This is a genomic window from Paracoccus sp. MKU1, from assembly GCF_001447385.1.
Taxonomy (GTDB): domain Bacteria; phylum Pseudomonadota; class Alphaproteobacteria; order Rhodobacterales; family Rhodobacteraceae; genus Paracoccus.
Map to the genome: position 1 here is coordinate 193,814 of NZ_LLWQ01000193.1, position 22,599 is coordinate 216,412.

General features: G+C 69.0%; 21 protein-coding genes and 1 tRNA gene. 10 read left to right on the forward strand and 12 right to left on the reverse strand.

Features of this window, described 5'->3' with window-relative positions; genetic code table 11:
• Nucleotides 1–4: 4 nt before the first annotated feature.
• From folP to AQY21_RS17125, 7 genes are all read right to left on the reverse strand, one after another.
• Nucleotides 5–976, reverse strand: coding sequence for a dihydropteroate synthase (gene folP / locus AQY21_RS17095; RefSeq protein ID WP_058098813.1), 972 nt, complete (start codon nt 974–976; stop codon nt 5–7).
• A 45-nt stretch (nt 977–1,021) separates the two neighbouring features.
• Nucleotides 1,022–1,804, reverse strand: a complete 783-nt coding sequence (locus AQY21_RS17100; protein WP_058098814.1) for a dihydroneopterin aldolase — start codon at nt 1,802–1,804, stop codon at nt 1,022–1,024.
• Nucleotides 1,805–1,882: 78 nt separating this feature from the next.
• The gene (locus AQY21_RS17105; protein ID WP_058098815.1) at nt 1,883–2,419 is read right to left on the reverse strand and encodes a cell wall hydrolase; all 537 of its coding nucleotides are present in this window, start codon (nt 2,417–2,419) and stop codon (nt 1,883–1,885) included.
• Nucleotides 2,420–2,647: 228 nt separating this feature from the next.
• Nucleotides 2,648–5,209 carry a putative PEP-binding protein gene (locus AQY21_RS17110; protein ID WP_058098816.1) on the reverse strand — a complete coding sequence of 854 codons (2,562 nt, stop codon included), beginning with the start codon at nt 5,207–5,209 and terminating at the stop codon, nt 2,648–2,650.
• A 163-nt stretch (nt 5,210–5,372) separates the two neighbouring features.
• Nucleotides 5,373–7,430 (reverse strand): glycine--tRNA ligase subunit beta, encoded by a 2,058-nt coding sequence (gene glyS, locus AQY21_RS17115; protein WP_058098817.1) that lies wholly within the window; start codon nt 7,428–7,430, stop codon nt 5,373–5,375.
• Nucleotides 7,430–7,912 (reverse strand): DUF6446 family protein, encoded by a 483-nt coding sequence (locus tag AQY21_RS17120; protein ID WP_058098818.1) that lies wholly within the window; start codon nt 7,910–7,912, stop codon nt 7,430–7,432. Before AQY21_RS17120 ends, glyS begins: the two co-directional genes overlap by 1 nt.
• Nucleotides 7,909–8,859 carry a glycine--tRNA ligase subunit alpha gene (locus AQY21_RS17125; protein ID WP_058098819.1) on the reverse strand — a complete coding sequence of 317 codons (951 nt, stop codon included), beginning with the start codon at nt 8,857–8,859 and terminating at the stop codon, nt 7,909–7,911. Before AQY21_RS17125 ends, AQY21_RS17120 begins: the two co-directional genes overlap by 4 nt.
• A gap of 86 nt (nt 8,860–8,945) precedes the next feature.
• On the opposite strand from AQY21_RS17125, the gene AQY21_RS17130 reads away from it, so the two are divergent.
• A complete protein-coding gene (locus AQY21_RS17130) occupies nt 8,946–10,415 on the forward strand; it encodes a peptidoglycan-binding domain-containing protein (RefSeq protein ID WP_238986813.1) in 1,470 nt (489 codons plus the stop codon).
• A gap of 58 nt (nt 10,416–10,473) precedes the next feature.
• Here the strand turns inward: AQY21_RS17130 and AQY21_RS17135 are convergent, their stop codons facing one another.
• Together AQY21_RS17135 and AQY21_RS17140 are read right to left on the reverse strand one after the other, a co-directional pair.
• On the reverse strand, nt 10,474–11,121 hold the full coding sequence (locus AQY21_RS17135; RefSeq protein WP_058098821.1) for an isochorismatase family protein: 648 nt from the start codon (nt 11,119–11,121) through the stop codon (nt 10,474–10,476).
• Nucleotides 11,122–11,131: 10 nt separating this feature from the next.
• Nucleotides 11,132–11,434 (reverse strand): GNAT family N-acetyltransferase, encoded by a 303-nt coding sequence (locus tag AQY21_RS17140; protein WP_058098822.1) that lies wholly within the window; start codon nt 11,432–11,434, stop codon nt 11,132–11,134.
• A gap of 427 nt (nt 11,435–11,861) precedes the next feature.
• Between AQY21_RS17140 and AQY21_RS17145 the strand changes: the two genes are divergently transcribed.
• Complete coding sequence (locus AQY21_RS17145; protein ID WP_058098823.1) at nt 11,862–13,310, forward strand: TrkH family potassium uptake protein; 1,449 nt, start codon at nt 11,862–11,864, stop codon at nt 13,308–13,310.
• 36 nt (nt 13,311–13,346) lie between these two features.
• Here the strand turns inward: AQY21_RS17145 and AQY21_RS17150 are convergent, their stop codons facing one another.
• Nucleotides 13,347–14,045 carry an FCD domain-containing protein gene (locus AQY21_RS17150; RefSeq protein ID WP_058098824.1) on the reverse strand — a complete coding sequence of 233 codons (699 nt, stop codon included), beginning with the start codon at nt 14,043–14,045 and terminating at the stop codon, nt 13,347–13,349.
• A gap of 176 nt (nt 14,046–14,221) precedes the next feature.
• Here AQY21_RS17150 and AQY21_RS17155 point away from each other — a divergent pair, with 176 nt between their 5' ends.
• The 4 genes from AQY21_RS17155 to truA all read left to right on the forward strand — a co-directional run bounded on the left by AQY21_RS17155 (nt 14,222) and on the right by truA (nt 18,423).
• Entirely contained in the window at nt 14,222–16,027 is a 1,806-nt protein-coding gene (locus AQY21_RS17155) for an FAD-dependent monooxygenase (protein WP_058098825.1), read from the forward strand.
• A gap of 206 nt (nt 16,028–16,233) precedes the next feature.
• Nucleotides 16,234–16,307 (forward strand) — tRNA-Gly (locus tag AQY21_RS17160).
• 352 nt (nt 16,308–16,659) lie between these two features.
• Complete coding sequence (locus tag AQY21_RS17165; RefSeq protein WP_058098826.1) at nt 16,660–17,634, forward strand: 5-bromo-4-chloroindolyl phosphate hydrolysis family protein; 975 nt, start codon at nt 16,660–16,662, stop codon at nt 17,632–17,634.
• A gap of 3 nt (nt 17,635–17,637) precedes the next feature.
• Nucleotides 17,638–18,423, forward strand: coding sequence for a tRNA pseudouridine(38-40) synthase TruA (truA, locus tag AQY21_RS17170; protein WP_058098827.1), 786 nt, complete (start codon nt 17,638–17,640; stop codon nt 18,421–18,423).
• A 1-nt stretch (nt 18,424) separates the two neighbouring features.
• On the opposite strand, the gene AQY21_RS17175 is transcribed toward truA, so the two are convergent.
• Nucleotides 18,425–19,345, reverse strand: a complete 921-nt coding sequence (locus AQY21_RS17175; protein WP_238986814.1) for an NAD-dependent epimerase/dehydratase family protein — start codon at nt 19,343–19,345, stop codon at nt 18,425–18,427.
• 136 nt (nt 19,346–19,481) lie between these two features.
• Nucleotides 19,482–20,231, reverse strand: a complete 750-nt coding sequence (locus tag AQY21_RS17180; protein ID WP_082658157.1) for a sugar transferase — start codon at nt 20,229–20,231, stop codon at nt 19,482–19,484.
• 156 nt (nt 20,232–20,387) lie between these two features.
• On the opposite strand from AQY21_RS17180, the gene AQY21_RS17185 reads away from it, so the two are divergent.
• The 4 genes from AQY21_RS17185 (at nt 20,388) to AQY21_RS17200 (ending at nt 22,595) form a co-directional block, all read left to right on the forward strand.
• A complete protein-coding gene (locus AQY21_RS17185; protein ID WP_058098829.1) occupies nt 20,388–20,843 on the forward strand; it encodes a universal stress protein in 456 nt (151 codons plus the stop codon).
• Nucleotides 20,844–21,056: 213 nt separating this feature from the next.
• Complete coding sequence (locus AQY21_RS17190) at nt 21,057–21,611, forward strand: NifU family protein (protein WP_058098830.1); 555 nt, start codon at nt 21,057–21,059, stop codon at nt 21,609–21,611.
• Nucleotides 21,604–22,197 (forward strand): tRNA (adenosine(37)-N6)-threonylcarbamoyltransferase complex dimerization subunit type 1 TsaB, encoded by a 594-nt coding sequence (tsaB, locus tag AQY21_RS17195; protein WP_058098831.1) that lies wholly within the window; start codon nt 21,604–21,606, stop codon nt 22,195–22,197. The genes AQY21_RS17190 and tsaB overlap by 8 nt, the downstream gene beginning before the upstream one ends.
• Nucleotides 22,194–22,595 (forward strand): GNAT family N-acetyltransferase, encoded by a 402-nt coding sequence (locus AQY21_RS17200; protein WP_058098832.1) that lies wholly within the window; start codon nt 22,194–22,196, stop codon nt 22,593–22,595. The genes tsaB and AQY21_RS17200 overlap by 4 nt, the downstream gene beginning before the upstream one ends.
• Nucleotides 22,596–22,599 lie beyond the last annotated feature (4 nt).

Below are 22,599 nucleotides of genomic sequence, written 5' to 3' on the forward strand. Positions count from 1 at the left end.
CCGCTCAACTCGTTTCTGTGGTCACGGCCCGCCAGAGGGCGAGACCCTGCCGTGTTTCCGCCACGTCATGGACGCGGTGGATCTGTATGCCCTGCGCGATCCCCGCCAGCGTCAGCGCCAGCGTGCCCGCCACCCGATCCGCCGGATGCTCGGCCCCGCCAATGCTGCCGATGAACCGCTTGCGCGACACCCCCAGCAGCACGGCGCAACCCAGCCCGTGATAGACCGAGATCCGCCGCAGGATCGCCAGATTATGCTCCTGGGTCTTGCCGAAACCAATGCCCGGATCGATCACGATCCTGTCGCGGGGGATCCCCGCCGTCTCGGCCCGCGCGACGCGCTCGGCCAGCGCGTCATAGACGTCCAGCAGCACATCGCCATAGGTCGGGTTGTCCTGCATGGTCTCGGGGATGCCCTGGGCGTGCATCAGGCAGACCGGCACGCCCGCCGCGGCCACCGTCCCGGCCATGGCCGGGTCGAAGTCGAAGCCCGAGACATCGTTGACCAGCCCCGCCCCGGCCGCGATGGCGGCCCGCGCCACCTCGGCCTTGCGGGTATCGACCGAGACCGCTGCCAGACCCCGCACCGCCGCGATGGCCGGGGTCACGCGGGCGATTTCCTCGGCCACCGGCACCTCGCGCGCACCGGGCCGGGTCGATTCGCCGCCGATGTCGAGGATCTCGGCCCCCTGCCCGGCCAGCAGCCGCGCCTGCTCGGCCCCGTCATAGCGGCCGCCATCCGAGAAACTGTCGGGCGTGGCATTGACGATGCCCATGATGCGCGGCCGGTCCAGGGCGAGGCCCAGCAGCGGCGCGCGGGGCGCGGTCAGCGCCGCCAGCACCGCGTCGGGGGCGCTATCCACCACGCGCGGCGCGGCGCCGCGGCGCAGAAGCTCGAATTGCGAAAAGCGCACCCAGCCGCCGGCAAGCTGCCAGCGGCCCGTCTCACAGGGAATCGGGCGATAGTAATCGGTCATGCTTTGCGTCTCTACGCCGGCCGGCGGGCGATTCAAGCGCGAAGATCAAAGACGTGCGGTCGGAATGCGAAAACCCGCCGGCACCGCCGGCTCCGGCGCGCCCTCGGGCAAGGCCCAGTCGAGCCGGCTCGCCCCCAGCCGCTCGGTCAGCCACAGGGCCAGGGCATGCGGCTCGGCGGCAAGGCCAGCCACGTCGCGCACCATGCGGGCGGGCGCCCAGACCACGGCGCGGCCCTCGGTCGCCGCCCAGTCCAGCTCGGTGCGGCTGTCGGCGACGGTCAGGCCCAGATGGCCGGCCAGCGCCCAGGCGGCCTGGTCCAGCGCCAGCAGCTCGATCTCGCGCAGATTGCCGCCCTGCGGCAGCGGCAGGCCCGGCGCGTCCGGGACCAGCACCACCGCGCCCTCGGGCAGGGTCAGGTCGCGGCCGTGAAAGATCACCAGGATCGGCGCCTGGACCTGATCGGCCTCGACCCGCGCCTGGCGGCGCACCAGCGTCACCCCCAGCGCCCCGGGGATGCGGTCCAGCTTCTCGACCGTGACCGTGACCTGTGCCGCGCGCGGATGCGCCAGGATCTGCGCGGCGATCTTCTCGGCCAGCGTCTCCAGCAGGTCATAGCGGCGGTCCGCCAGCCCGGCCGCCACCGCGCCGGTCAGGATGTCGTAGCTGAGGATCCGGTCCACCTCGTCGTTCACGCCGACGACATGGGTCGCCAGTTCCACGTCGATGTCGAAGCGCAGCCGCTGCGGGTGGCCCCGCTCGGTCTGGAACGCGCCGATCTCGGCCGAAAGGATATAGTCGCGCAGGTGGATACGGTCAGGCTGGTCCATGCTGCCTGTGTTTTCAGGAAAACGGCCCCGCCGCAAGGGACAGGGCCGCGCATGATGCAGCAGATTTGCGTCACCGCCTCAGTTCGAGGCCAGCCGGCGGTCCGAACGATAGAAAGTATGGCTGCCGATCCGGATGGTGCGTTCGAATCGCTTGCTCCAGGACGGGCTGACGCCGCGGGCGTGGAAATAGGTCGCACCATTGGTCAGCGTGCGCGGTGCGCCGGCCAGGGCCGCCATGGCGACCTTCTGCACCCGGGCATAGGTGCCCTTTTCGCGGATGCGGGCATTCTTGTTATAGGTGAACTGGCCGCGCTGATTCACCACGCCGCAGACGGTCTTGGGGAAACGCGGGTGATCGACGCGGTTCAGGATGACCTCGGCCACGGCCTGCTGGCCTTGCACCCCTTCGCCCCGGGCCTCGAAATACAGCGCCTCGGCAAGGCATTGCAGGTCGGCGGGGTTGATCTGGACGGTCGCCTGGCGCGAACGCCCGGCCTTGGTTTCATAAGCGACCTGATGCTGCCCATCGGCAAGGGCCGGAACGGATGCGACAGGGGAAAGGGCGACAGCCACACACACGGAAACGCGCGCCAGCCATGACTTGCTAATCGACATGTTGGTCCTGTTTTCGGTCCGGGCCCGGCCCGGTCTGGTTCGTCGGAAGGGCCGCCCCGGGGGTCGCCCCGAAGGCGGCGGTCTGGCGTTAAAGGCCCGAAACAGGACGGGCCGATCCACCCCACATGGCCGTGAGCGGCGCGATTCGCTTGAATTTAAAGGATTTTGGCGGAAACCCGCCGACGACAAAATGGTTAACGGGCAGATTCCGGCCAAAACCGGCTGGTCTTAGGACCTGATCCCGAGCGTCGATTCGGCCTCGCTCCGGGCCATGAGAATCGATTCCTGCGCCGCTGCCAGCCGCGCGATCGGCACCCGGAAGGGCGAGCAGGAGACATAGTTCACCCCCGCCCGCAGGCAGAAGGCGATGGATTCCGGGTTGCCGCCATGCTCGCCACAGACCGCAATGGTGATGTCCGGCTTGTGGCTGCGGGCGCGCTCGGCACCGATGGCGACCAGTTCGCCCACCCCGTCCTGGTCCAGGATGTGGAAGGGATCCTCGGCATAGACGCCCTGATTGACGTAGATGCCCATGAAGCGGCCGGCATCGTCGCGCGACAGCCCATAGGTCATCTGCGTCAAGTCGTTGGTTCCGAAGGACAAGAACGCCGAATGCTCGGCAATGTCGCCGGCGCGCAGCGCGGCGCGCGGGGTTTCGACCATGACGCCGAGGCGATAGGTGAACTCCTTGCGCGTCTCGTTGCGGACAGCGGCGGCGACAGCGTCGATGCGGGTCTTGACCAGCTCGACCTCGCGCCGGGCGCTGACCAGCGGGATCATGATCTCGGGCACCACCGGGTCGCCGTTATGGCTGGCCTCGATGGTGGCCTCGAAGATGGCGCGGGCCTGCATGTCATAGATCTCGGGGACGGTGATCCCCAGCCGCACGCCGCGCATGCCCAGCATCGGGTTGAATTCCGACAGCGCCTCGACCCGGCGGGTGACGTCCGACAGCGGCAGGTCCAGCGATTCGGCAAGTTCCCGCATGCCCTCGCGGTCATGTGGCAAAAATTCGTGCAGCGGCGGGTCGAACAGCCGGATGGTGACCGGCAGCCCGGCCATGATCTCGAACAGCTTGGCGAAATCGCTGCGCTGCATGGGCAGCAGCCGCTCCAGCGACAGGCGGCGGTCCTCGGGCTTGCCGGCGAAGATCATCTCGCGCATGGCGGGCAGGCGCTCGTCGTCGAAGAACATGTGCTCGGTGCGGCACAGCCCGATGCCCTGGGCGTTGAACATGCGGGCGGTGCGGGCGTCCTCGGGCGTGTCGGCATTGGCGCGGATCTTGATGCGGCAATGCGCGTCGGCCCATTCCAGGAGCTGGGTGAAACTGTCGTCCAGCGCCGGCTCCAGCATCTCGGCGGCGCCGGCCAGCACCTCGCCCGAGGTGCCGTCGATGGTGATCTCCTCGCCCTCGTGGAACAGCCGGCCGCCGACCAGCATGGTCCGCGCGCGCGGGTCGATCGAGATGCCGCTGGCGCCGACGATGCAGGGCAGGCCGATGCCCCGGGCGATCACCGCGGCATGGCTGGTCATGCCGCCGCGCTCGGTCAAGACGGCGACGGCGGCATGCATGCCGCGGATGTCCTCGGGCACGGTCTCGCGGCGCACCAGCACACAACGCTCGCCCCGCGCCTCGGCGGCCTGGGCGGCGGCGGCGGTAAAGACGATGCGGCCGGTGGCGGCGCCGGGGCTGGCATTGATACCCCTGACGATCACGTCGCGGGGCGCGCGCGGATCGACCTGATGATGCAGCAGGTCCGACAGCGCCCGCGGCTCGACCCGCATCACCGCCTCTTCCGGCGGGATGATGCCGTCGCGCGCCAGCGCCACGGCGATGCGGACGCTGGCGCGCGAGTTGCGGCTGACCCGCACCGCGTCGATGATCGACAGCCGGCTGTCCGAGACGACGAATTCGATCTGCATCTCCTCGCGCAGCCTTTCGCGGGCGGCGACGCCGAAGCGCACCAGATCGGCAAAGACCTCGGGCGCGGCTTCCTCGAGCGAGGGACCGCGCGGGTCGCGGGTCAGGTAGAGCGTCTCCGCCCCCTCGCCCTTGGAGCGGCCCTGGGTCTGGCCGCGGAAGCGGCCGGTGATGCGCGGCGCGCCGGTCACGCTGTCGGCGAACTGGATGGTGCCCGAGCCGGTGACGCCCGGGCCGATGGCCAGCGCCATGTCCTGCACCACCAGCCCCAGCGGCGCGATGGCGGGCGCGCCCTTGGCCTGGCGCAAAAGCCGCGCGGTCGGCCCGTCCCAGGCCCGCGCCATGGAGCGCAGCACCTCGGCCAGCTGCCGGGCGGGATCCTGGGGAAACTCCTCGTCCGTCTCGTCCTCATAGGCGCGCAGCGCGGCCGCGAGCCCGCCCTCGCTGTCCGAGAACATGTCGGGGTCGAGCCTTGCGACATGGATGGCGTAGGATTGCACGAAGCCCAGATAGATCGCATCCGCCGCCGCCTTGCCGCGGCTTTTCACCAGCCGGGCATGGCAGTCGTGGTTGATGCCGACGTTCAGCACCGTGCCCGGCCCGCCCCAGGCCGGGTTCATCGCCGAGGGCCGCACGCTGACCAGCCCGTCGGCGCGCTCGATGATGGCGGCAAGGCGGGCGCGGTCGGGCATCTGCCCGGCGGCGATGGCGCGCACCGCCTCGGCCGACAGCGCGAAGCTGGTGGGGACCGGCAGTTCCATGCGGATCAGGCGTTGCAAGCATTTCGCGCGCCAGCCGTGGCGTGCGGTCTGGATCCCCGCCGAGGGGGTGATTTCGACGATGGCACCTGGATCTGTCAGCGCGGTCATGATGCCGTCACATTAGGCATGGCCCGCGCATTGCTGCAAGTGCGAAGAACAGCGGGCGGCGCAGCGGGCCCGGGGGCTCTGCCCCCCGCGCCTCCTGCGCCCCTCGATGGGGCGCCGGAGGCGCTCCCCCCGGAGTATTTATGCAACGGAGAAAAAGGGAGGGTCAGCCCTCGATCCGGCCGAAATCCGCGATCAGCCGGCCGGCCTCGCGGATGCGCGACAGCAGGTTCAGCCGGTTGCGGCGGGTGATCTGGTTGTCAGTGTTGATCTGCACCGCCTCGAAGAAGGCGTCGATGGGCGCGCGCAGGCTGGCGATGCCCTGGGTCGCGGCCTGGAAATCCTCGAGCCGCACCGCCTCGCGGATCGCCGGTTCCGCCTTGTCGAGGGCGGCGAACAGGCTGCGTTCCTCGTCGGTTTCGGCGAATTTCGGATCGGCGCCGAAGCTGTATTCGACGCCGTCCTTCTCCTCGGCCTGGGCGAGGATGTTGCCGGCGCGCTTGAGCCCCTGCAGCAGGTTGGTGCCGTCCTCGGTCTTCAGCACGTCCGAAAGCGCCGTGGCGCGATTGACCAGCAGCACCAGGTCGTCGTTGCCCGGCATGGCGAGCACCGCGTCGATGATGTCGTGGCGGATGCCCTGGTCGCGCAGGTGGACCTTGAGCCGGTCGTGGAAGAAGGCGAGCAGGTCGGCGGCATCGGCGTCCGGGCAGGCCATGGCGAAGGTCCGGCCCAGATTGGCGCGCACCCCGTTCACCAGCACCAGCCGGATCACCCCCAGCGCGGCGCGGCGCAGCGCGAAGGGGTCTTTCGAGCCGGTGGGCTTCTCGTCGATGGCCCAGAAACCGGCCAGCGTGTCGAGCTTATCGGCCAGCGCCACCGACACCGAGACGGGCGCCGAGGGCACCGCGTCCGAGGGGCCGAGCGGCGAGTAATGGTCGCGGGCGGCATCGGCCACCGGCTCGGGCAGGCCGGCCGCCAGCGCGTAATAGCGGCCCATGATGCCTTGCAGTTCCGGGAACTCGCCGACCATGGCCGAGCGCAGATCGAGCTTGGCCACCCTGGCCGCCTGTTCCGCCTGATCGGCATCGGCGCCGACCAGCGGCGCGATCTCGCGCGCCAGCGCCGCGATGCGGGCGATGCGGTCGGCTTGCGAGCCGAGCTTGCTCTGGAACGTCACCGAGCGCAGCCCCTCGGCCCAGTCACCCATCCCGGCCTTCGCCTCGCGCAGGTCGTTTTCCCAGAAGAAGGCCGCGTCGGACAGGCGGGCGGCCAGCACGCGCTGGTTGCCCTTCAGGATCGTCTCGCCATGATCCGCGGTCTCGATATTTGCCACGGTGACGAAGCCCTCGATGCGGCCGGTCTTGGGATTGCGGGCCGAGAAGAACTTCTGGTGCTCCTTCATCGAGGTTTGCAGCACCTCGGGCGGCAGGGACAGGAAACGGTCCTCGATGGCGCCCATCAGGGCCACCGGCCATTCGACCAGGCCCGCGACTTCGGTCAGCAGGCCCTCGTCCGGCACGATCTCCCAGCCGCGGGCGAAGGCGAGGTTCGCCGCCTCCTGCCGGATCGCCGCCTCGCGTTCGGCGGGGTCCAGCATGACGCGGGCACGGCGCAGCTTGGCGGCGTAGTCGTCGAAACCCGAGACAGCGATCTCGTCCGGGGCCATGAAGCGGTGGCCGCGGGTGGTGTTGCCGGCGCGGATGCCGTCGATCTCCAGCGGCACCACGCTGGCGCCGGCTTCGTCCGACAGCAGGCAGATGATGGAATGCAGCGGCCGCACCCAGCGCAGGCTGCCCGAGCCCCAGCGCATCGACTTGGGCCAGGGGAAATCGCGGATCGCGCGCTCCAGCACCTCGGCGACGATCTCGGCGGCGGGACGGCCGGGCTTCGTGACCACTGCGAACCAGACCTGGCCCTTCTTGTCGTCGCGCGCCTCCAGTTGCTCGCGCAGCAGGCCGGTCGAGCGCAGGAAGCCTTCCAGCGCCGCCTCGGGGGCGTCGGTGCGCGGGCCCTTGCGCTCCTCGCGCGTGGTCGGGCTTTGCGCGGTCAGCCCCTCGATGGCCAGCGCCAGCCGGCGCGGGGTCGAAAAGGCGCCGGCGGAGCGATAGGTCAGGCCGGCCTCGACCAGCCCGCCGGTGACGAGTTTCTTCAGATCCTCGCGGGCGCGGGCCTGCATCCGCGCCGGGATCTCCTCCGAGAAAAGCTCGATCAGAAGGTCGGGCATCAGTCCATCACTCCGCGTTCGGGGGTCTTGTCGTTGAATTGGTGCCAGGCAAAGGCGCGGCCGTCGGGATAGACCACGATCACCCGGTCCACGTCGGGGCGGATCTCGGCCTGACCCAGCACAGCGCGGGCCGCGCCGGATTCCAGGTCGGCGGTCAGCGCCCGGGCGGAATAGCATCTGAACCAGCCCGGCCCGTTCAGCGGCGTCGCACCGGCATAGGGCGCGGCATCAGCCAGTTCCGCCGGATCCAGCGTGAAGCAGGCGCGATAGCGGATGGGCGAGCTCGTGGCGTCGATGGCCCTGAAGTCGCCGATCGCGACCGGGTGGGTCGCACCTTGCGCATCGGTGACGACGATCTCTTGCGCGCCGCTGATCTCGTCCACCTCCTCGTAAAAGCCGTAGACTTGCAGATACCAGACGGCGAGGCCGGCCATGACGGCCACCAGCACCAGCATCGAGGCGACGATCTTGCCCGAGCTCATGCCGCCTCTCCCCCGGCCGCGCCCGCCGCCTCGGTGGTCACGAACAGGTCGGCGCAGCGTTTCGCCAGCGCCCTGACCCGGCCGATATAGGCCTGGCGCTCGGTGACCGAGATCACGCCGCGCGCGTCCAGCAGGTTGAACAGATGGCTGGCCTTGATCGCCTGGTCATAGGCCGGATGCGCCATCGGGATGCGCCGCCCGGCGCCGTCCGTCTCGGCCGCGGTCAGGATGCGGTCGCATTCCGCCTCGGCATCCTTGAAATGCTGGAACAGCATCCCGGTATCGGCCTGTTCGAAGTTCCAGCGGGAATATTCGCGCTCGGCCTGGCGGAAGACGTCGCCATAGCGCAGCGGGATCGGGCTGCCCGGCGGGTTGAAGGGCATGTCCATCACATGCTCGACCCCCAGCACATACATCGCCAGCCGCTCCAGCCCATAGGTCAGCTCGCCCGAGACCGGGCGGCAGTCATGCCCGCCGACCTGCTGGAAATAGGTGAACTGGCTGACTTCCATGCCGTCGCACCAGACCTCCCAGCCCAGGCCCCAGGCGCCGAGCGTCGGGCTTTCCCAGTCGTCCTCGACGAAGCGCACGTCGTGGATCATCGGGTCGAGGCCGATGGCCGCAAGGCTGCCCAGGTAAAGCTCTTGCAGGTTCGGCGGCGAGGGTTTGATGATGACCTGATACTGGTAGTAATGCTGCAAGCGGTTCGGGTTCTCGCCATAGCGGCCATCGGTCGGGCGGCGCGAGGGCTGGACATAGGCCGCGGCCCAGGGCCGGGCGCCCAGGCTGCGCAGCGTGGTCGCCGGGTGGAAGGTGCCGGCGCCGACCTCCATGTCATAGGGTTGCAGCACCGCGCAGCCCTGTGCGGCCCAATAGGATTGCAGGCGCAGGATCACGTCCTGGAAGCAGACGGGTTTCGCCGTCTGATTGTCCTTTGGGCTGGTCATCGGGGCTTCCTTCGGCATAACTGGCAGGAAATGTCTGCCGCCTTCTAGGCAGAGGGCGGCGCAGGGTCAATGAGAGGGACATGCCCATGCGGCGCTTTGCATTCGTCATCGGTGCGGCTCTGCCGCTGGCCCTTGCCACGGCGGCGCAGGCCGAGGATGTGCTGATCCGCATCGAGGCCAAGCGCGGCGCCGATGCCGCCCGCGCCAGTGCCGAGGGCTGGGGCGCGCAATTCCCCGATGTCGTGACCTTCCCGCTTGCCGATGGCTGGGTCGGCATCGCGCTTGGCCCGCTGCCGCGCGAAGAAGCGGCCCCCCGGCTGGAACAGCTGAAGCAGGAACGCAAGGTGCCGGGCGACAGCTTCCTGTCCGCCGCCGAGGGGCGCGAATTGACGCGCATCGGCGCGGCGCCCGCCGAATCCGCCCCGGCAGCGCCCGGCACGCCGGCCGGCAATGCCTCGACCTTCCCACCGGGCACGGGTCAGCCGGCTGAGGAGGACGGCGAGCCCGAATTGGGCGATCTGGCAGGCGAGGACGCGGCCCCGCCCGCCGGCCCCGAAACCGCCGTCGCGGCAGGGCCCGAACCCGTCGCCGAGCCCTTGCCGGCGCAGTTCTTCCTGCGCCTTGAATCCACCACGGACCGCGCGCGGGCCGAGGAGCTGTTGGCGAAATGGCGCGAGACCCTGCCCGAGGCCGGGCTCTGGACCCTGCCCAACGGCCGGCTGGCCATCGGCTTCGGCCCCATGGATCAGGCGACCGGCACCGCCTGGCTCAAGGCGTTCAAGGATGCCGGCGCGGTGCCGAAGGACGCCTTCCTCGCCCCCGGCGAGGAGATGGGCGAGATCGCCATCATCGGCAAGGTGCCGGAACTTGGCGCCCCCCCTGCCCCCGACGCCGCACCGGTGCCCATGCCGCCGCTCGAGGCGATCCAGCGCGCCCTGCGTTGGGCCGGCCATTACGACGGCGCCATCGACGGCAAGGACGGTCCCATGACCCGCGCCGCCATCGCCGAGGAAATCGTCCGCCTGCGCGCCTCGCCCGACACCGCCACCGCCATGACCGAGCTGATCCGCCGCCGCGAGGCCTGGCGGGCCGAGATGGGGCTGGCCGAACTGCGCGACACCCATACCGGTCTCATGCTGCCGGCGCCGATGCAGAAGCTGCAATTCGACCGGGCCGAGCGCGCGCTGTCGATCTATGGGCCCAAGGACGGCTCGGGCGCGGCGCTGATCCTGTTCTCGCAGCCCGGCGGCCGGCAGGAGATGCTGGACCTCGCCGGCCTGGTCACCGCGCTCGGCTGGGTGCCGGCGCCCGAGCGCAAGGTGGAGCGCGACAGCATCACCCTGGACGGGCGCAACCAGACCCATATCGGCCATGCCGAGGGCCGCGTCGTCGATGGCCGCGTGCAGGGCTTCGTGCTGATCTGGCCGATCTCGGATCCCGAGGACCAGCATCGGCTGGCGGCGGAAATCTCGGACAACCTGACCCGCTTCGCCCCCGGCGCGACCGAGGCGCAGCCCGAATCCCCGGCCATCGCCCCGGCCACGGCGCAGAACTAGCCCGGACCGGGATCGCGGGCCTTGGCATCGAGGCGCCGCGAAGGCCGGGCAGACCGGATCAGCGGATCTTGCCCTCGCGCATCAGCGCGACGCGGCGGGGGAAGTACCATTGCAGCACCTCGCGGAACTTCTGCGAGGAATCGCGCGCCCAGTTGCGCATCAGCTCCGAGCCGAACTGGATCGCGGTGATCGGCGTGGCACCGGCAGCCTGCATGCGCTCGATGGCGCGGTCATGGGCGACCGCCGAAATGCCGCCGACCGCATCGGCAACGGGATAGACATGATAGCCCTCGGCCTGCATGTCGAGCGTGGGGAAGGCCAGGCAGACCTCGGTCCACAGCCCGGCCATGACGATGTTGCGCCGCCCGGTGGCCTCGACGGCCTGGCGGAATTCCTCATCCTCCCAGGCGTTGACGCCGGTGCGGTCGATCTCCCGCACCTCGGGCAGCTCGGCCATGATCTCGGCGGCGGTGCCGGTGTTCACGCCCATGTCGACGCCCACGGTCGAGACGATCACCGGCAGGTCATAGGCCCGCGCCAGCTTGCACAACGCGACGACGTTCAGGTTGATCTCCTCGGAGGTCGAGGAGGTGACGGTGCGGTATTGCTCGGGCTGGTAGTCGATCAGCACCAGGGCACAGTTCTGCGGCGTCAGCAGCCGGTCGCCGACCGGGTCGCGGATCGGTTCGGGATTGGTCTTGGCCATGGTCTCCTCCTCAGGGGTCTTCGCCGGGTTTGGTGGTGAACAGATCGGCCCATTCCGGATGGCGCGCATATTGGCCGCGCACATAGCGGCAAAGCGGGATGATGCGGAAACCGTTCTGCCGCGCATCCGCCAGCATGAATTCCAGCAGCGCGCGGGCCACGCCCCGGCCGGCCATCGCCTCGGGCACGCCGGTATGGTCGGCGCTGATGACGCGGGGGCCGCGCCGGGTGAAGGTGATCTCGGCCTCGGCCTCGACGCCTTCGATGCGGGCGACATAGCGGTCGGCTTCCTTGGTAACGGCGATCTGGGTCATGCTGGCGCTCCCGTTTCTGGATGGGCCACGGCGGGGACGGTGCAGGCGATGCCCGCCGCCATTCGTCCAGGCCGGGCCGGTATGGCGATGATGCTGGGCGAGGCCTGTTCTGTCCAGCTGACAATCTGAAACTCCATGTTCTGTTTATCCGAACAAGGACGCGGCAGGACGGCACGCCGCCGGATCAAGCGGCAGCGGCGCCCGTGGCTGTCCTGCGCCGCGCCCTCGTGGCACCGGATTCCGGCTCCGCCCGCCGAGGTGCGAGGGCGATCTGCCCCTCGGCGAAAGGCTCCATCCGCATCCGGGCGCCGCGATGCCTGGGAAAACCCGGCCGCAATCTCCCGGAGCCGGTTGGACCGGCTGCCGCGGACAAGCCGCAAGCGGCGCGCGCTTGACGGTTGCATGGCGGCGGGGCAAGCAGGGCGGCATGATCGATATCCGTCCCGTGGCCAATATCGTCGGCAAGGTCGTCGTCACGCTGGGGGCGGCGATGGCGCTGCCCATGTTGGTCGATTGGTGGCACGGCGACCCGCATTGGCTGATCTTCCTGGAATGCGGCATCCTGACCATGCTGGCCGGCGGGCTGGTGGCGCTGTCGACGCGGCAAAAGGACAAGTCGCTGACCATCCAGCAGGTCTTTCTGCTGACCGCGATGCTGTGGCTGGTGGTGCCGGTGGCAGGGGCGCTGCCCTTCATGCTGGGCGCGCCGCATGCCGGCTTTACCGACGCCTATTTCGAGGCCATGTCGGGCGTCACCACCACCGGCACCACCGCCTTCCCCGATCTCGACAACCTGCCCAAGGGCACGAACCTGTGGCGGGCCTTCCTGAACTGGGCGGGCGGCCTGGGGATCATTGTGGTCGCCATGATCTTCCTGCCGGTGATGAAGGTCGGTGGCATGCAGTTCTTTCGCTCCGAGGGTTTCGACACGCTGGGCAAGATCCTGCCGCGCGCCTTCGACATCGCGCGCGAGATGACCGGCGTCTATATCGCCATGACCGCAAGCTGCATGGTGGTCTATATCCTGCTGGGCATGAAGGGGTTCGACGCGCTGGTGCTGGCGCTGTCCACCTGTTCCACGGGCGGGTTTTCCAATTACGACGCCAGCTTCGCGCCCTTCATCGGGCCGGCGGAATATGCCGCCGCCTTCTTCATGATCCTGGCCTCGATCCCCTTCATCCGCATGGTGCAGCTGATCCGCGGCTCGGCCGAGCCGATCTGGCGCGACATCCAGGTCAGGGCCTATCTGCGCTGGACCTTCTATGCCATCGCGCTGGTGGTGCTCTACCGGCTGTTGTGGCTCGAGTCGAAGAACCCATTCGACGTGATCCGCGAGACCACGTTCAACGTCGTCTCGACCTTCTCGGGCACCGGCTTCGCCTCGACCGACGTGACGCAATGGGGGCATTTCCCCTTCGTCATCCTGATCGTGGTCGGGCTGATCGGCGGCTGCACCGGCTCGACCTCCTGCTCGGTCAAGGTGTTCCGCTATCTGGTGCTGCTCCAGGCGGTCAAGGCGCAGCTGCGGCGGATGCAGTCGCCGCATCGGGTGTTTCCGCTGCTCTATGGCGGCCGCCCGCTGGAGGAGGACGTGGTCGATTCGGTCATGGCCTTCTTTACCCTGTTCATCCTGTCCTTCGGCCTGTTGATCGTCGGGCTGGCGCTGACCGGGCTGCATCCGCGCACGGCGCTGACCGCGGCCTGGACCGCCATCGCCAATGTCGGCGTGATCTGGGGGCCGGAACTGACCTCGACCGGGGCGGTGACGGATTTCCCCACCGCGTCGAAATGGCTGATGATCTGGGGCATGTATCTGGGCCGGCTGGAACTGATCTCGGTGCTGGTGCTGTTCCTGCCGCGATTCTGGCGCGCCTAGGTCGGACCTGCGTCCGGTAATAAGTATTTTCCGAAATCAATCATCGAACCCGTCACCCTGCAAATCTTCGCAGGACAGGATGATCTCGACGGTGCGGGCCAGATGGGCGCGGATCAGCCGCTCGGCCAGCTCGGCTTGACGCGAGACGACGGCCTCGGACAGCGCGACATGCTCGGACAGATGATCGCGCCCGGCGCTGTGATAGTAATGCGACAGCCGGCGATAGCGGTCGGCATGGTCGGTCAGCTGCGCACGCAGCAGCAGCAGCCGCGGCGAGCCGCAGGCGGCGACCAGGCTGTCATGGAAGGCGCGATGCCGGAGTTCCCATTCCGGGTCGATATGGCCGTCGGGCGTCAAGTTCACGCGCTTCCCAAGCGCATGGATGGCCGCGACGATTGCCGCCTCCCACTGGTCGTCGCCCCGCTCGATCGAGCGGCGGATGCCCAGCATCTCGACCTCCTGACGCATGAACAGCAGGTCATGCAGGTCGCTGCGCGAGATCGGGGCGACCCGGAAACCCTTGTGCTCCTCCAGCACCACCAGCTTTTCCGCGGCAAGCCGGGTCAGCGCCTCGCGCAGTGGGCTCAGTCCGACGCCATAGGTCTCCTTCAGCTCGTCGAAACGCAGCTTGGCCCCCGGCCGGCGCACGCCATCGACGATGTCGGCCCGCAGCCGGTCATAGACCGAGGCCATCAAGGTCTTGCCGTCGCCCTCAAGGCTCTTGGTGATGGTCATGGCGTCGTCCTTGCTGCTTGCCGGTGGATTTTCGTCATCCGGCCCAAGTTTCGAGCAAAAGCCGGATTTTGGCAATACGTCCACCTTGTAGTATATTCGATGTTATAATTGATATTCGAAAATCATTGGATTATCCTGTCCCTCGATTCGCGGCGGAACTTACGGGAGGAACGTTCATGGCACAGGGAATAAGCACCACGGTTCTCATCGTCGGCGCGGGGCCGGCCGGGCTGGCGGCATCGGCTTTGCTGTCGATGTATGGGATCGAGAACCTCGTCATCAACAAATACGGCTGGCTGGCGAACACGCCGCGCGCCCATATCACCAACCAGGGCACCATGCAGGTGCTGCGCGACCTGGGCATCGAGGACCGCGCCATGCAGCTGGCCAGCAAGCAGAAGCTGATGGCGAACAACGTCTTCTGCCACAGCCTCGCCGGCGAGGAATTCGGCCGCATCCTGTCCTGGGGCAACCATCCGGCGCGCAAGGCGGATTACGAACTCGCCAGCCCGACCGAGATCTGCGACATCCCGCAGACCTACATGGAACCGCTGCTGCTGGAGGCCGCCGCCTCGCGCGGGGGCAAGATCCGCTTCAACACCGAATTCCTGCGGCTGGAACAGGACGAGGCCGGCGTCACCGCGCATGTGCGCGACCGGCTGTCGGGCGAGGATCTCGCCATCCGCAGCCTCTACCTGATCGGCGCCGACGGGGCGCGCAGCCTGGTGGCCGAGCAGATCGGCCTGCCGATGACCGGGCAGATGGGGCTGTCGGGCAGCATGAACATCCTGTTCGATGCCGACCTGACCCAATTCGTCGCGCATCGGCCCAGCGTGCTCTACTGGGTGCTGCAACCCGCCTCGCGGATCGGTGGCATCGGTGCGGGCGTGGTGCGCATGGTGCGGCCCTGGAACGAATGGCTGGCAATCTGGGGCTACGACATCTCGCAGGGCGAGATGAAGCTGACCGATGACGAGGCGATCCGCATCGTACACCGGCTGATCGGCGACGACACCGTGCCGGTCCGGATCCGCTCGACCTCGACCTGGACGGTCAACAACATGTGGGCGACCGAATTCAGCAAGGGCCGGGTCTTCTGCATGGGGGACGCGGTGCATCGCCACCCGCCGCTGAACGGGCTGGGCTCGAACACCTGCATCCAGGACGCCTACAACCTGGCCTGGAAGCTGAAGATGGTGCTTGACGGCAGCGCCGGCGCGGCCCTGCTCGACACCTATTCGGCCGAGCGCGTGCCGGTGGCCGAAACCATCGTCACCCGGGCGAATGCCTCGATCCGCGACTACCCGCCGATCTTCGACGCGCTCGGCATGGGCGCCGGCGACGATCCCGAGCAGGCCGAGGCGCAGATGGCCGCGCGCAAGGACGCCTCGCCCGAGGCGAAGGCGCGGCGCCGCCGGCTCAACGACGCGATCCGGCGCAAGAATTACGAGTTCAACGCCCATGGCGTCGAGTTGAACACCCGCTATCGCTCGGCCGCGGTGGTGCCGGACGGCACACCCGAACCCGCCTTCGACCGCGACCCCGAGCTTTACTATCACCCCACCACCTGGCCCGGCGCGCGGCTGCCGCATGTCTGGCTGGACCGGGACGAGCGGCGGATCTCCTCGATCGATCTGGGCGGCAAGGGCCGGTTCGTGCTGCTGACTGGCCTGTGCGGCGAGGCTTGGCGCGGCGCCGCCGCGGCGGTCGCGCACCGGTTCGGGCTTGATCTGCCGGTGATCTCGATCGGCCCCGACGGATCCGATGCCCATGACATCTATGCCGATTGGTATTACCAGTCCGGCATCGACGAGGACGGCTGCATCCTGGTGCGCCCGGACAATTACATCGGCTGGCGCGCCCTCACGCTGCCCGAGGACCCCCAAGCCGCGTTGCATGACGCCTTGTCCGCCATTCTGGCACGGCCGGCGGGAATCGTGCCCGAGCAGCCGAGCCGGCAGCATGATGCGGTATCCGTGTAGGGGATGCGGCATTTGTCGCATTCCCGCACCGGTCGCCCCGGGGCGAGGCCTGCCCAACAGGCCTGACCAAGCCTGCCAGGCGGCATGGCCTCGGCCAGCGCCTGCGCATCGCTGTCCAGGCCGGTCCGACGAGACCCGCAACGCCCGGCATCCCCATCGCGAGCAACTTGCAACATGGTTTCAGACAGGATAAAAGCCCGGCTGATGCGGGTGTAGCTCAATGGTAGAGCAGAAGCCTTCCAAGCTTATGACGAGGGTTCGATTCCCTTCACCCGCTCCAAACCACGCTTTACCCACCCAAATCTCGCGCAACAACGTTCCCCGCGGATCGCGGAGGCGTCGATCCGTTCCGGATCATTCTCCCGATTTGCGCAAGGATCGCAGGTCATGCCGGCACATGGCGGCAGCAGGATGGGCAATGCGGGCCAAGCCGGCTGTGCCGGACCGGCCCCGCCGCCCTTCCGTTCCCGCCCGCCGCGCCCTATATCCTGCGGGCGATCCGCACGACCAACCGCCCGACGCGCCGAAAGGAAGCCCATGTCCCAGAAAGCGATGCAGCGCCTGTCCTTCTTTCTGCTGATGGGCTTGACGCTCTATGCCTCCTTCGTGGGCGCGGGCTGAAGGGGGCGGCGATGGCAAAGCGTTTCGGCGGCCGTTTCTCGCCGCAGCCCCGGCTGGACGGAACAGACCCGCGCCCGCCGGCGCGTCCCGCGCCCGGCGAAATCCGGCACCCGCTGGAATCGCGCACCCGCTGGGTCACCATCATGGCGATCCCCTTTCTCATCAGCGCCTTCTGGCAGGATCCGGCCGGGCTGGCCCTGCATCTGATCGCCTTCGGCAGCATCGCCTCGGGCATGTGGATGACGCGCGAGGGCTTGCAGGCCGAGGCCGCCTATGACGCCCGCCGCGTCGCGCGCCGCCCGGCGATCCCGCGCAAGCTGTTCGGCGGCATCCTGACCGGGCTCGGCCTTGCCATCGGCTCATACGTCCCGGGCGCCGAGGCCGGTGCCGGAGTGATCGGCGTCGCCGGCGCCATGCTGCACTGGCTGGCTTTCGGCAGCGACCCGATGCGCGACAAGGGCATGGAGGGCATCGACGGCGTCCGCCAGGACCGCGCGCAGCGCATCGTCGCCGAGGGCGAGGCGCATCTGAAGGCCATGCAGGACGCCATCCTGCGCACCGGCGACCGCCGGCTCGAGGCCCGTGTCGGCATGTTCGCCGCCGCCGCGCGCGAGCTTTTCGGCCATGTCGAGGACAATCCCGACAATATCGCCGCCCTGCGCCGCTATCTCAGCGTCTATCTGCAAGGCGCGCGCGACGCCACGGTCAAGTTCGCCGACCTCTACGCCCAGACCCGCGACCCGCGCGCCCGGCAGGATTACGAGACGCTGCTGAACGACCTGGAAGGGGAATTCGCCGCCCGCCGCGCCCGGCTGCTGGAGGGCGGCCGCACCGATCTGGACATCGAGATCAGCGTGCTGCGCGAGCGGCTGGCGCGCGAGGGGGTGCGGCCGTCGCCCGCCGCCTCGGAGCCCGCCGAATTGCAGCGCCCGATGACGCTGGACGACCTGCTGATCCCGCGCGAATCCGACAAGCCGCGCCGCTAGACCATGCCCCGCTTCGCCCTGTTGATCGAATATGACGGCGGCCCCTTTGCCGGCTGGCAGGCCCAGGCCGACCGGCCCAGCGTGCAGGGCGCCATCGAGGCGGCGCTCGGCCGGCTCGATCCCGGTTTCGCTTCCGGCGCGCGGATCGCGGCAGCCGGGCGCACCGATGCCGGGGTCCATGCCACCGGCCAGGTCGCCCATGCCGACCTGCACCGCGACTGGGACCCGTTCCGGCTGTCCGAGGCGCTGAACTGGCACCTGAAGCCCGCCCCCGTCGCCATCCTGGCCGCGACGCGGGTGGCGGACGACTTCCATGCCCGCTTCTCGGCGCATGAGCGACGCTATCTGTTCCGGCTGGTCTCGCGCCGCGCGCCGCTGACGCATGATCGCGGCCATGCCTGGCAGGTGCAGCACCGCCTGGACCTGGACGCGATGCGGGCGGGCGCGGCGCATCTGCTGGGCCGGCACGATTTCACCACCTTCCGTTCGACCATGTGCCAGTCGAACAGCCCGGTAAAGACGCTGGACGAGCTGACCATCGCGGAAATCCGGATCCCGCAAGGCCGGGAATACCGCTTTTGCCTGCGGGCGCGGTCCTTCCTGCACAACCAGGTGCGCTCGATCGTCGGCACGCTGGAGCGGGTCGGCGCCGGCGCCTGGCCGCCCGGCCGCGTGGCCGAGGCATTGGCCGCCCGCGACCGCGCCGCCTGCGGACCGGTCTGTCCACCGCAGGGGCTTTACCTGACCGGGGTGGGCTACGAGACCCCGCCTTTCCCCGAGGGCGGCTAAGCTAGCGTCCCGCGCAAAGCGCGTCCCAGAGCGCGCCGAGGCCAGAGCGGATATCCGTGCCGGCAACGAAACCGAGCCGCTCCCGCGCCGTCTCGGGACAGCCGCGCGAGGCGCGGATATCGCCGCTGCGCGCCGGCGCATGTTCGATGGCGCTGGGGCCGCGCCCGGCCAGTTCGTCGATGATGCGCACCAGATCCAGCAGCGTGGTCTCGACCCCGGTGCAGAGGTTGAAGACCCGGGCGCCGGGCGCCGTCCCGGCCAGATCGCGGGCCCGCAGCAGGCCCTCGACCACATCGGCGACATAGATGAAATCCCGGCTCTGCAAGCCGTCGCCAAAGATCTGGTGCGGCCGATCCGCCAGCCGGTTGGCGCAGAATTTCGAGATCACCCCGGCATAGGGCGAGGCCGCATCCTGGCGCGGACCGTAGACGTTGAAGAAACGCAGCCCCAGCGCAGGCAGGCCGTTCACCTCGGCCCTGGCGCTGGCCTGATGCTCTCCGGCCAGCTTGTCGGCGGCATAGGGCGAAATCGGCATCGGCAGGTCGGTCTCGCGGCAGGCCGTGCCCGAACGATTGCCATAGACCGCCGCCGACGAGGCATGGATGACGGGAATGTTGCCGGCGCGATGCGCGGCATCGAGGACGGCCATGGTGCCGCCCAGGTTGATCCGATGCGCCGCCATCCAGTCCGAGATGCAAAGCTGCACCGAGACCCGGGCGGCAAGGTGGAAGACGCAGTCCACCCCGGCCAGCAGCGAGGCGATCAGATCGGCATCCCGCACATCGCCGCGGACCAGCCGCGCATCCGGACCCAGATTGGCAGGCCGGCCGCTAGACAGATCGTCAAGGACGGTGACCTCCTCGCCCGCGGCCAGCAGGCGGTCGACGAGATGGCTGCCGATGAAGCCGGCGCCTCCGGTCACGAGAACCCTTCGCTGCAAGCCTTTCCCTTTCCGCTTCCGCCGCCACTGGGCCGAAGCCTATAGATCGGCGGCGATCACCCCGCCATAACGTTCCGCAGCGGCGGGAGATCCGCAAGGTACCGGAAATAGCTGGGCCTTACTTGCGACCGCGCCGGCGGGGCCGTTCGTCCTTGTAAAGCACGATCAGGACGGTGCGCCAGATGATCCACAGGTCCAGCGCCAGCGTCCGGTTCTTCTGATAGATCAGGTCGATCTTCAGCTTGGTCGGCAGGCAGCGCCCGGCATAGGCGGCCTCGGTCGCCTCGGCGCTCTTGCAGCGGCGCAGGATGCGGTCCTCGTGGCGGTGATAGATCAGCGTCGCCAGACCCGTGACCCCGGGCCGGCTTTTCAGCACCTGGCCATAGACGAGGGGATAACGTTCGACATATTCGCGGATGGTCGGGCGCGGGCCGACGAAGCTCATGTCACCCTTGAGGATGTTGAACAGCTGCGGCAGCTCGTCGATGCGGGTGCGGCGCATGAAATGGCCCAGCGGCGTGATGCGCCAGGCCTTGTGCGCGCCGGTGACGCCGAAATCGCCCTCTTGCCGCAGCATGGTGCGGAACTTGAGATGCGTGAAGGTCCGCCCCGGCGCGACCATCCGCGGCGCGGCGTAAAAGATCGGGCGTCCCTGCACGACCAGCAGGATCAGCGCGAACACCGCCATGACGATGGACAACGGCACCAGCAGGACCAGCGCCAGAACGATGTCGAACAGCCGCTTCGACAGGGGCATGGTCGCCACGCCGTACGCATGCACTTCGCCCTTGAACCACGACATCTCGGGTTGGGGCAAGGTGGCGAGCCGCGCGATATCGGCCTTTTCCCAGTCTTGGTGAATCGTCACAATTCCGTCCCGCGTTTGGCGCTATGGCTAACTTTTCCCGCGTAACATAGCACTCCCGATTTTTGAACGGCTTCAAGGGCCAAACTGCACCAGACTTGCGCAACCGTGTCCTTTCGGCCAGTCTTTGCTCATTCTTCGGCAACCGGGGCGGGAGTCATGCGGAAATTTCTGGTGGTTCTGGACGATTCACGCGAATGCCTGAACGCCATCCGCTATGCCGCCCTGCGCGCCGCCAAGACCGGCGGCGGGGTGCAGGTGCTGGCGGTGATCCCGGCCACGGCCATCCAGCACGGCATGGGCGTGGCCGAGGTGATGCGCGCCGAAGCCTATGAGCGGATCGAGGCGCATTACGAGGTCTTCGCCAAATGGATGCGCGACCGCCCCGGCATCGAGCCCGAACTGGTGGTGCGCGAGGGCGAGCCGGGCGCCGAGCTTCTGGCGCAGATCCATGACGACCCCGAGATCGGCGTGGTGGTGCTGGCCGCCTCGACCGAAAGCGCGGGACCGGGGCCGCTGGTCACCCGGCTGACGCGCGAGGTGGCCAACCTGCCCTGCCCGGTCACCATCGTGCCCGGCGACATCTCGCGCGAGCGGCTGGAGCAGATCACCTGACGGGCCGGACCCTGCGGCGAATGGTCGCTGGCCCTGCCCGCGGCCGCCGCATCACGCTGGCCGCACCGCCCAGGACGGCGCAGACGGGTTGCCGGCGCCCGTGCCGGCAAATTTCATCGCGGTCGCAAGGCTTACCCGCCTGGGCGGCGTGCCGCTCCGACTTGACTTGACCACCCCTCGATCCCCATATCCCCGGACAAAGGAGCCCGCGCCATGTTCATCCAGACCGAAACCACCCCGAACCCCGCGACGCTGAAGTTTCTGCCGGGCGAAACCGTCCTTGGCAGCGGCACCGCCGATTTCCCCGCGCCCGAGACCGCGGCCGCCAGCCCGCTCGCGCGCCGCATCTTCGCCGTGCCCGGGGTGACCGGGGTCTTCCTCGGTTCGGATTTCGTGACCGTGACCAAGGCCGAGGACGCGGTCTGGGATCATCTGAAACCCTCGGTCCTGGGCGCGATCATGGAGCATTACCAGTCCGGTGCCCCGGCCATCGAGGGCGCGACCGCCAGCGGCCATAACGACCAGGACGGGCCGGACGCCGATATCGTCAACCAGATCAAGGAACTGCTGGATACCCGCGTGCGCCCGGCCGTGGCGCAGGACGGCGGCGACATCACCTTCCACGGCTTCGACCGCGGCGTGGTCTATCTGCACATGCAGGGCGCCTGCGCCGGTTGCCCCTCGTCCACGCTGACGCTGAAGATGGGCATCGAGAACCTGCTGCGCCATTACATCCCGGAAGTGACCGAGGTGCGGCCCGTTGGCTGACGCATTCTCGCTGGGCTTCGACACATCGGCCGCGCATTGCGCGGCCGCTTTGCTGCAAGGCGACCGCGTGCTGGTCCAGCGCCACGAGGACATGGCCCGCGGCCAGGCAGAGCGGCTGTTCCCGCTGCTGGAGGAGTTGCTGGCCGAGGCGGGCGTCGCCTGGCGCGACCTGTCGGCCATCGGCTGCGGCATCGGCCCGGGCAATTTCACCGGCATCCGCATCTCGGTCGCGGCGGCGCGGGGGCTGGCGCTGTCGCTGGGCATTCCCGCCGTCGGCGTCAGCGTGACCGAGGCCGCCGCCCATGGCCTGCCGCGCCCCTGCCGCGTCGCGGTGCCCTCGCGCTCGGGCGAGGTGATCTGGCAGGATTTCGGCCCCGGCCCCGCCACCCGGCCGCAACAGGGCGCGCCGCATCAGCTGCCGCCCGGTCCGGTGCCCCTGCCCCCCGTCATGCCGCTGGCCGAGGCCATCGCCCGCATCGCCGCCGCGCGGCGCGACCAGCCGGACCTGCCGCGCCCGGCGCCGATCTACCTGCGCCCGGCCGATGCCGCGCCGGCGCGCGACCGCGGCCCGCTGATCCTGTCATGACCCCCGAGGCTCTGGCGGCGCTGCATGGCCGCTGCTTTGCCGCCCATCCCCGGCCCTGGTCGGCGACGGAGTTCGAGGCGCTGCTGGCCGGACCGCTGAATTTCCTGCTGACCCGGCCGCGGGCCTTCCTGCTGGGCCGCGCCATCGCGGACGAGGCCGAGCTGCTGACGCTGGCTGTCGCGCCCGAGGCGCGGCGTCAGGGGCTGGCCTCGGCGCTGCTGGCAGATTTCGCCGCCACGTCACGGGCGCGCGGCGCGCGCGAGGCCTTCCTGGAGGTCGCCTCGGACAATGCGCCGGCGATGGCGCTTTACGCCGGCGCAGGCTGGGAAATCATTGGAAAACGGCGGAATTATTACGCGCCCGGCGTGGATGCGGTGCTGATGCGGCGCGGGCTCTGACCCA

Bases quoted from the DNA above. Each gene is read 5' to 3' on its own strand.
- folP (WP_058098813.1), bottom strand. From the start codon at position 976: ATGACCGATTACTATCGCCCGATTCCCTGTGAGACGGGCCGCTGGCAG.
- AQY21_RS17100 (WP_058098814.1), bottom strand. From the start codon at position 1,804: ATGGACCAGCCTGACCGTATCCACCTGCGCGACTATATCCTTTCGGCC.
- AQY21_RS17105 (WP_058098815.1), bottom strand. From the start codon at position 2,419: ATGTCGATTAGCAAGTCATGGCTGGCGCGCGTTTCCGTGTGTGTGGCT.
- AQY21_RS17110 (WP_058098816.1), bottom strand. From the start codon at position 5,209: ATGACCGCGCTGACAGATCCAGGTGCCATCGTCGAAATCACCCCCTCG.
- glyS (WP_058098817.1), bottom strand. From the start codon at position 7,430: ATGCCCGACCTTCTGATCGAGCTTTTCTCGGAGGAGATCCCGGCGCGG.
- AQY21_RS17120 (WP_058098818.1), bottom strand. From the start codon at position 7,912: ATGAGCTCGGGCAAGATCGTCGCCTCGATGCTGGTGCTGGTGGCCGTC.
- AQY21_RS17125 (WP_058098819.1), bottom strand. From the start codon at position 8,859: ATGACCAGCCCAAAGGACAATCAGACGGCGAAACCCGTCTGCTTCCAG.
- AQY21_RS17130 (WP_238986813.1), top strand. From the start codon at position 8,946: ATGCGGCGCTTTGCATTCGTCATCGGTGCGGCTCTGCCGCTGGCCCTT.
- AQY21_RS17135 (WP_058098821.1), bottom strand. From the start codon at position 11,121: ATGGCCAAGACCAATCCCGAACCGATCCGCGACCCGGTCGGCGACCGG.
- AQY21_RS17140 (WP_058098822.1), bottom strand. From the start codon at position 11,434: ATGACCCAGATCGCCGTTACCAAGGAAGCCGACCGCTATGTCGCCCGC.
- AQY21_RS17145 (WP_058098823.1), top strand. From the start codon at position 11,862: ATGATCGATATCCGTCCCGTGGCCAATATCGTCGGCAAGGTCGTCGTC.
- AQY21_RS17150 (WP_058098824.1), bottom strand. From the start codon at position 14,045: ATGACCATCACCAAGAGCCTTGAGGGCGACGGCAAGACCTTGATGGCC.
- AQY21_RS17155 (WP_058098825.1), top strand. From the start codon at position 14,222: ATGGCACAGGGAATAAGCACCACGGTTCTCATCGTCGGCGCGGGGCCG.
- AQY21_RS17165 (WP_058098826.1), top strand. From the start codon at position 16,660: ATGGCAAAGCGTTTCGGCGGCCGTTTCTCGCCGCAGCCCCGGCTGGAC.
- truA (WP_058098827.1), top strand. From the start codon at position 17,638: ATGCCCCGCTTCGCCCTGTTGATCGAATATGACGGCGGCCCCTTTGCC.
- AQY21_RS17185 (WP_058098829.1), top strand. From the start codon at position 20,388: ATGCGGAAATTTCTGGTGGTTCTGGACGATTCACGCGAATGCCTGAAC.
- AQY21_RS17190 (WP_058098830.1), top strand. From the start codon at position 21,057: ATGTTCATCCAGACCGAAACCACCCCGAACCCCGCGACGCTGAAGTTT.
- AQY21_RS17200 (WP_058098832.1), top strand. From the start codon at position 22,194: ATGACCCCCGAGGCTCTGGCGGCGCTGCATGGCCGCTGCTTTGCCGCC.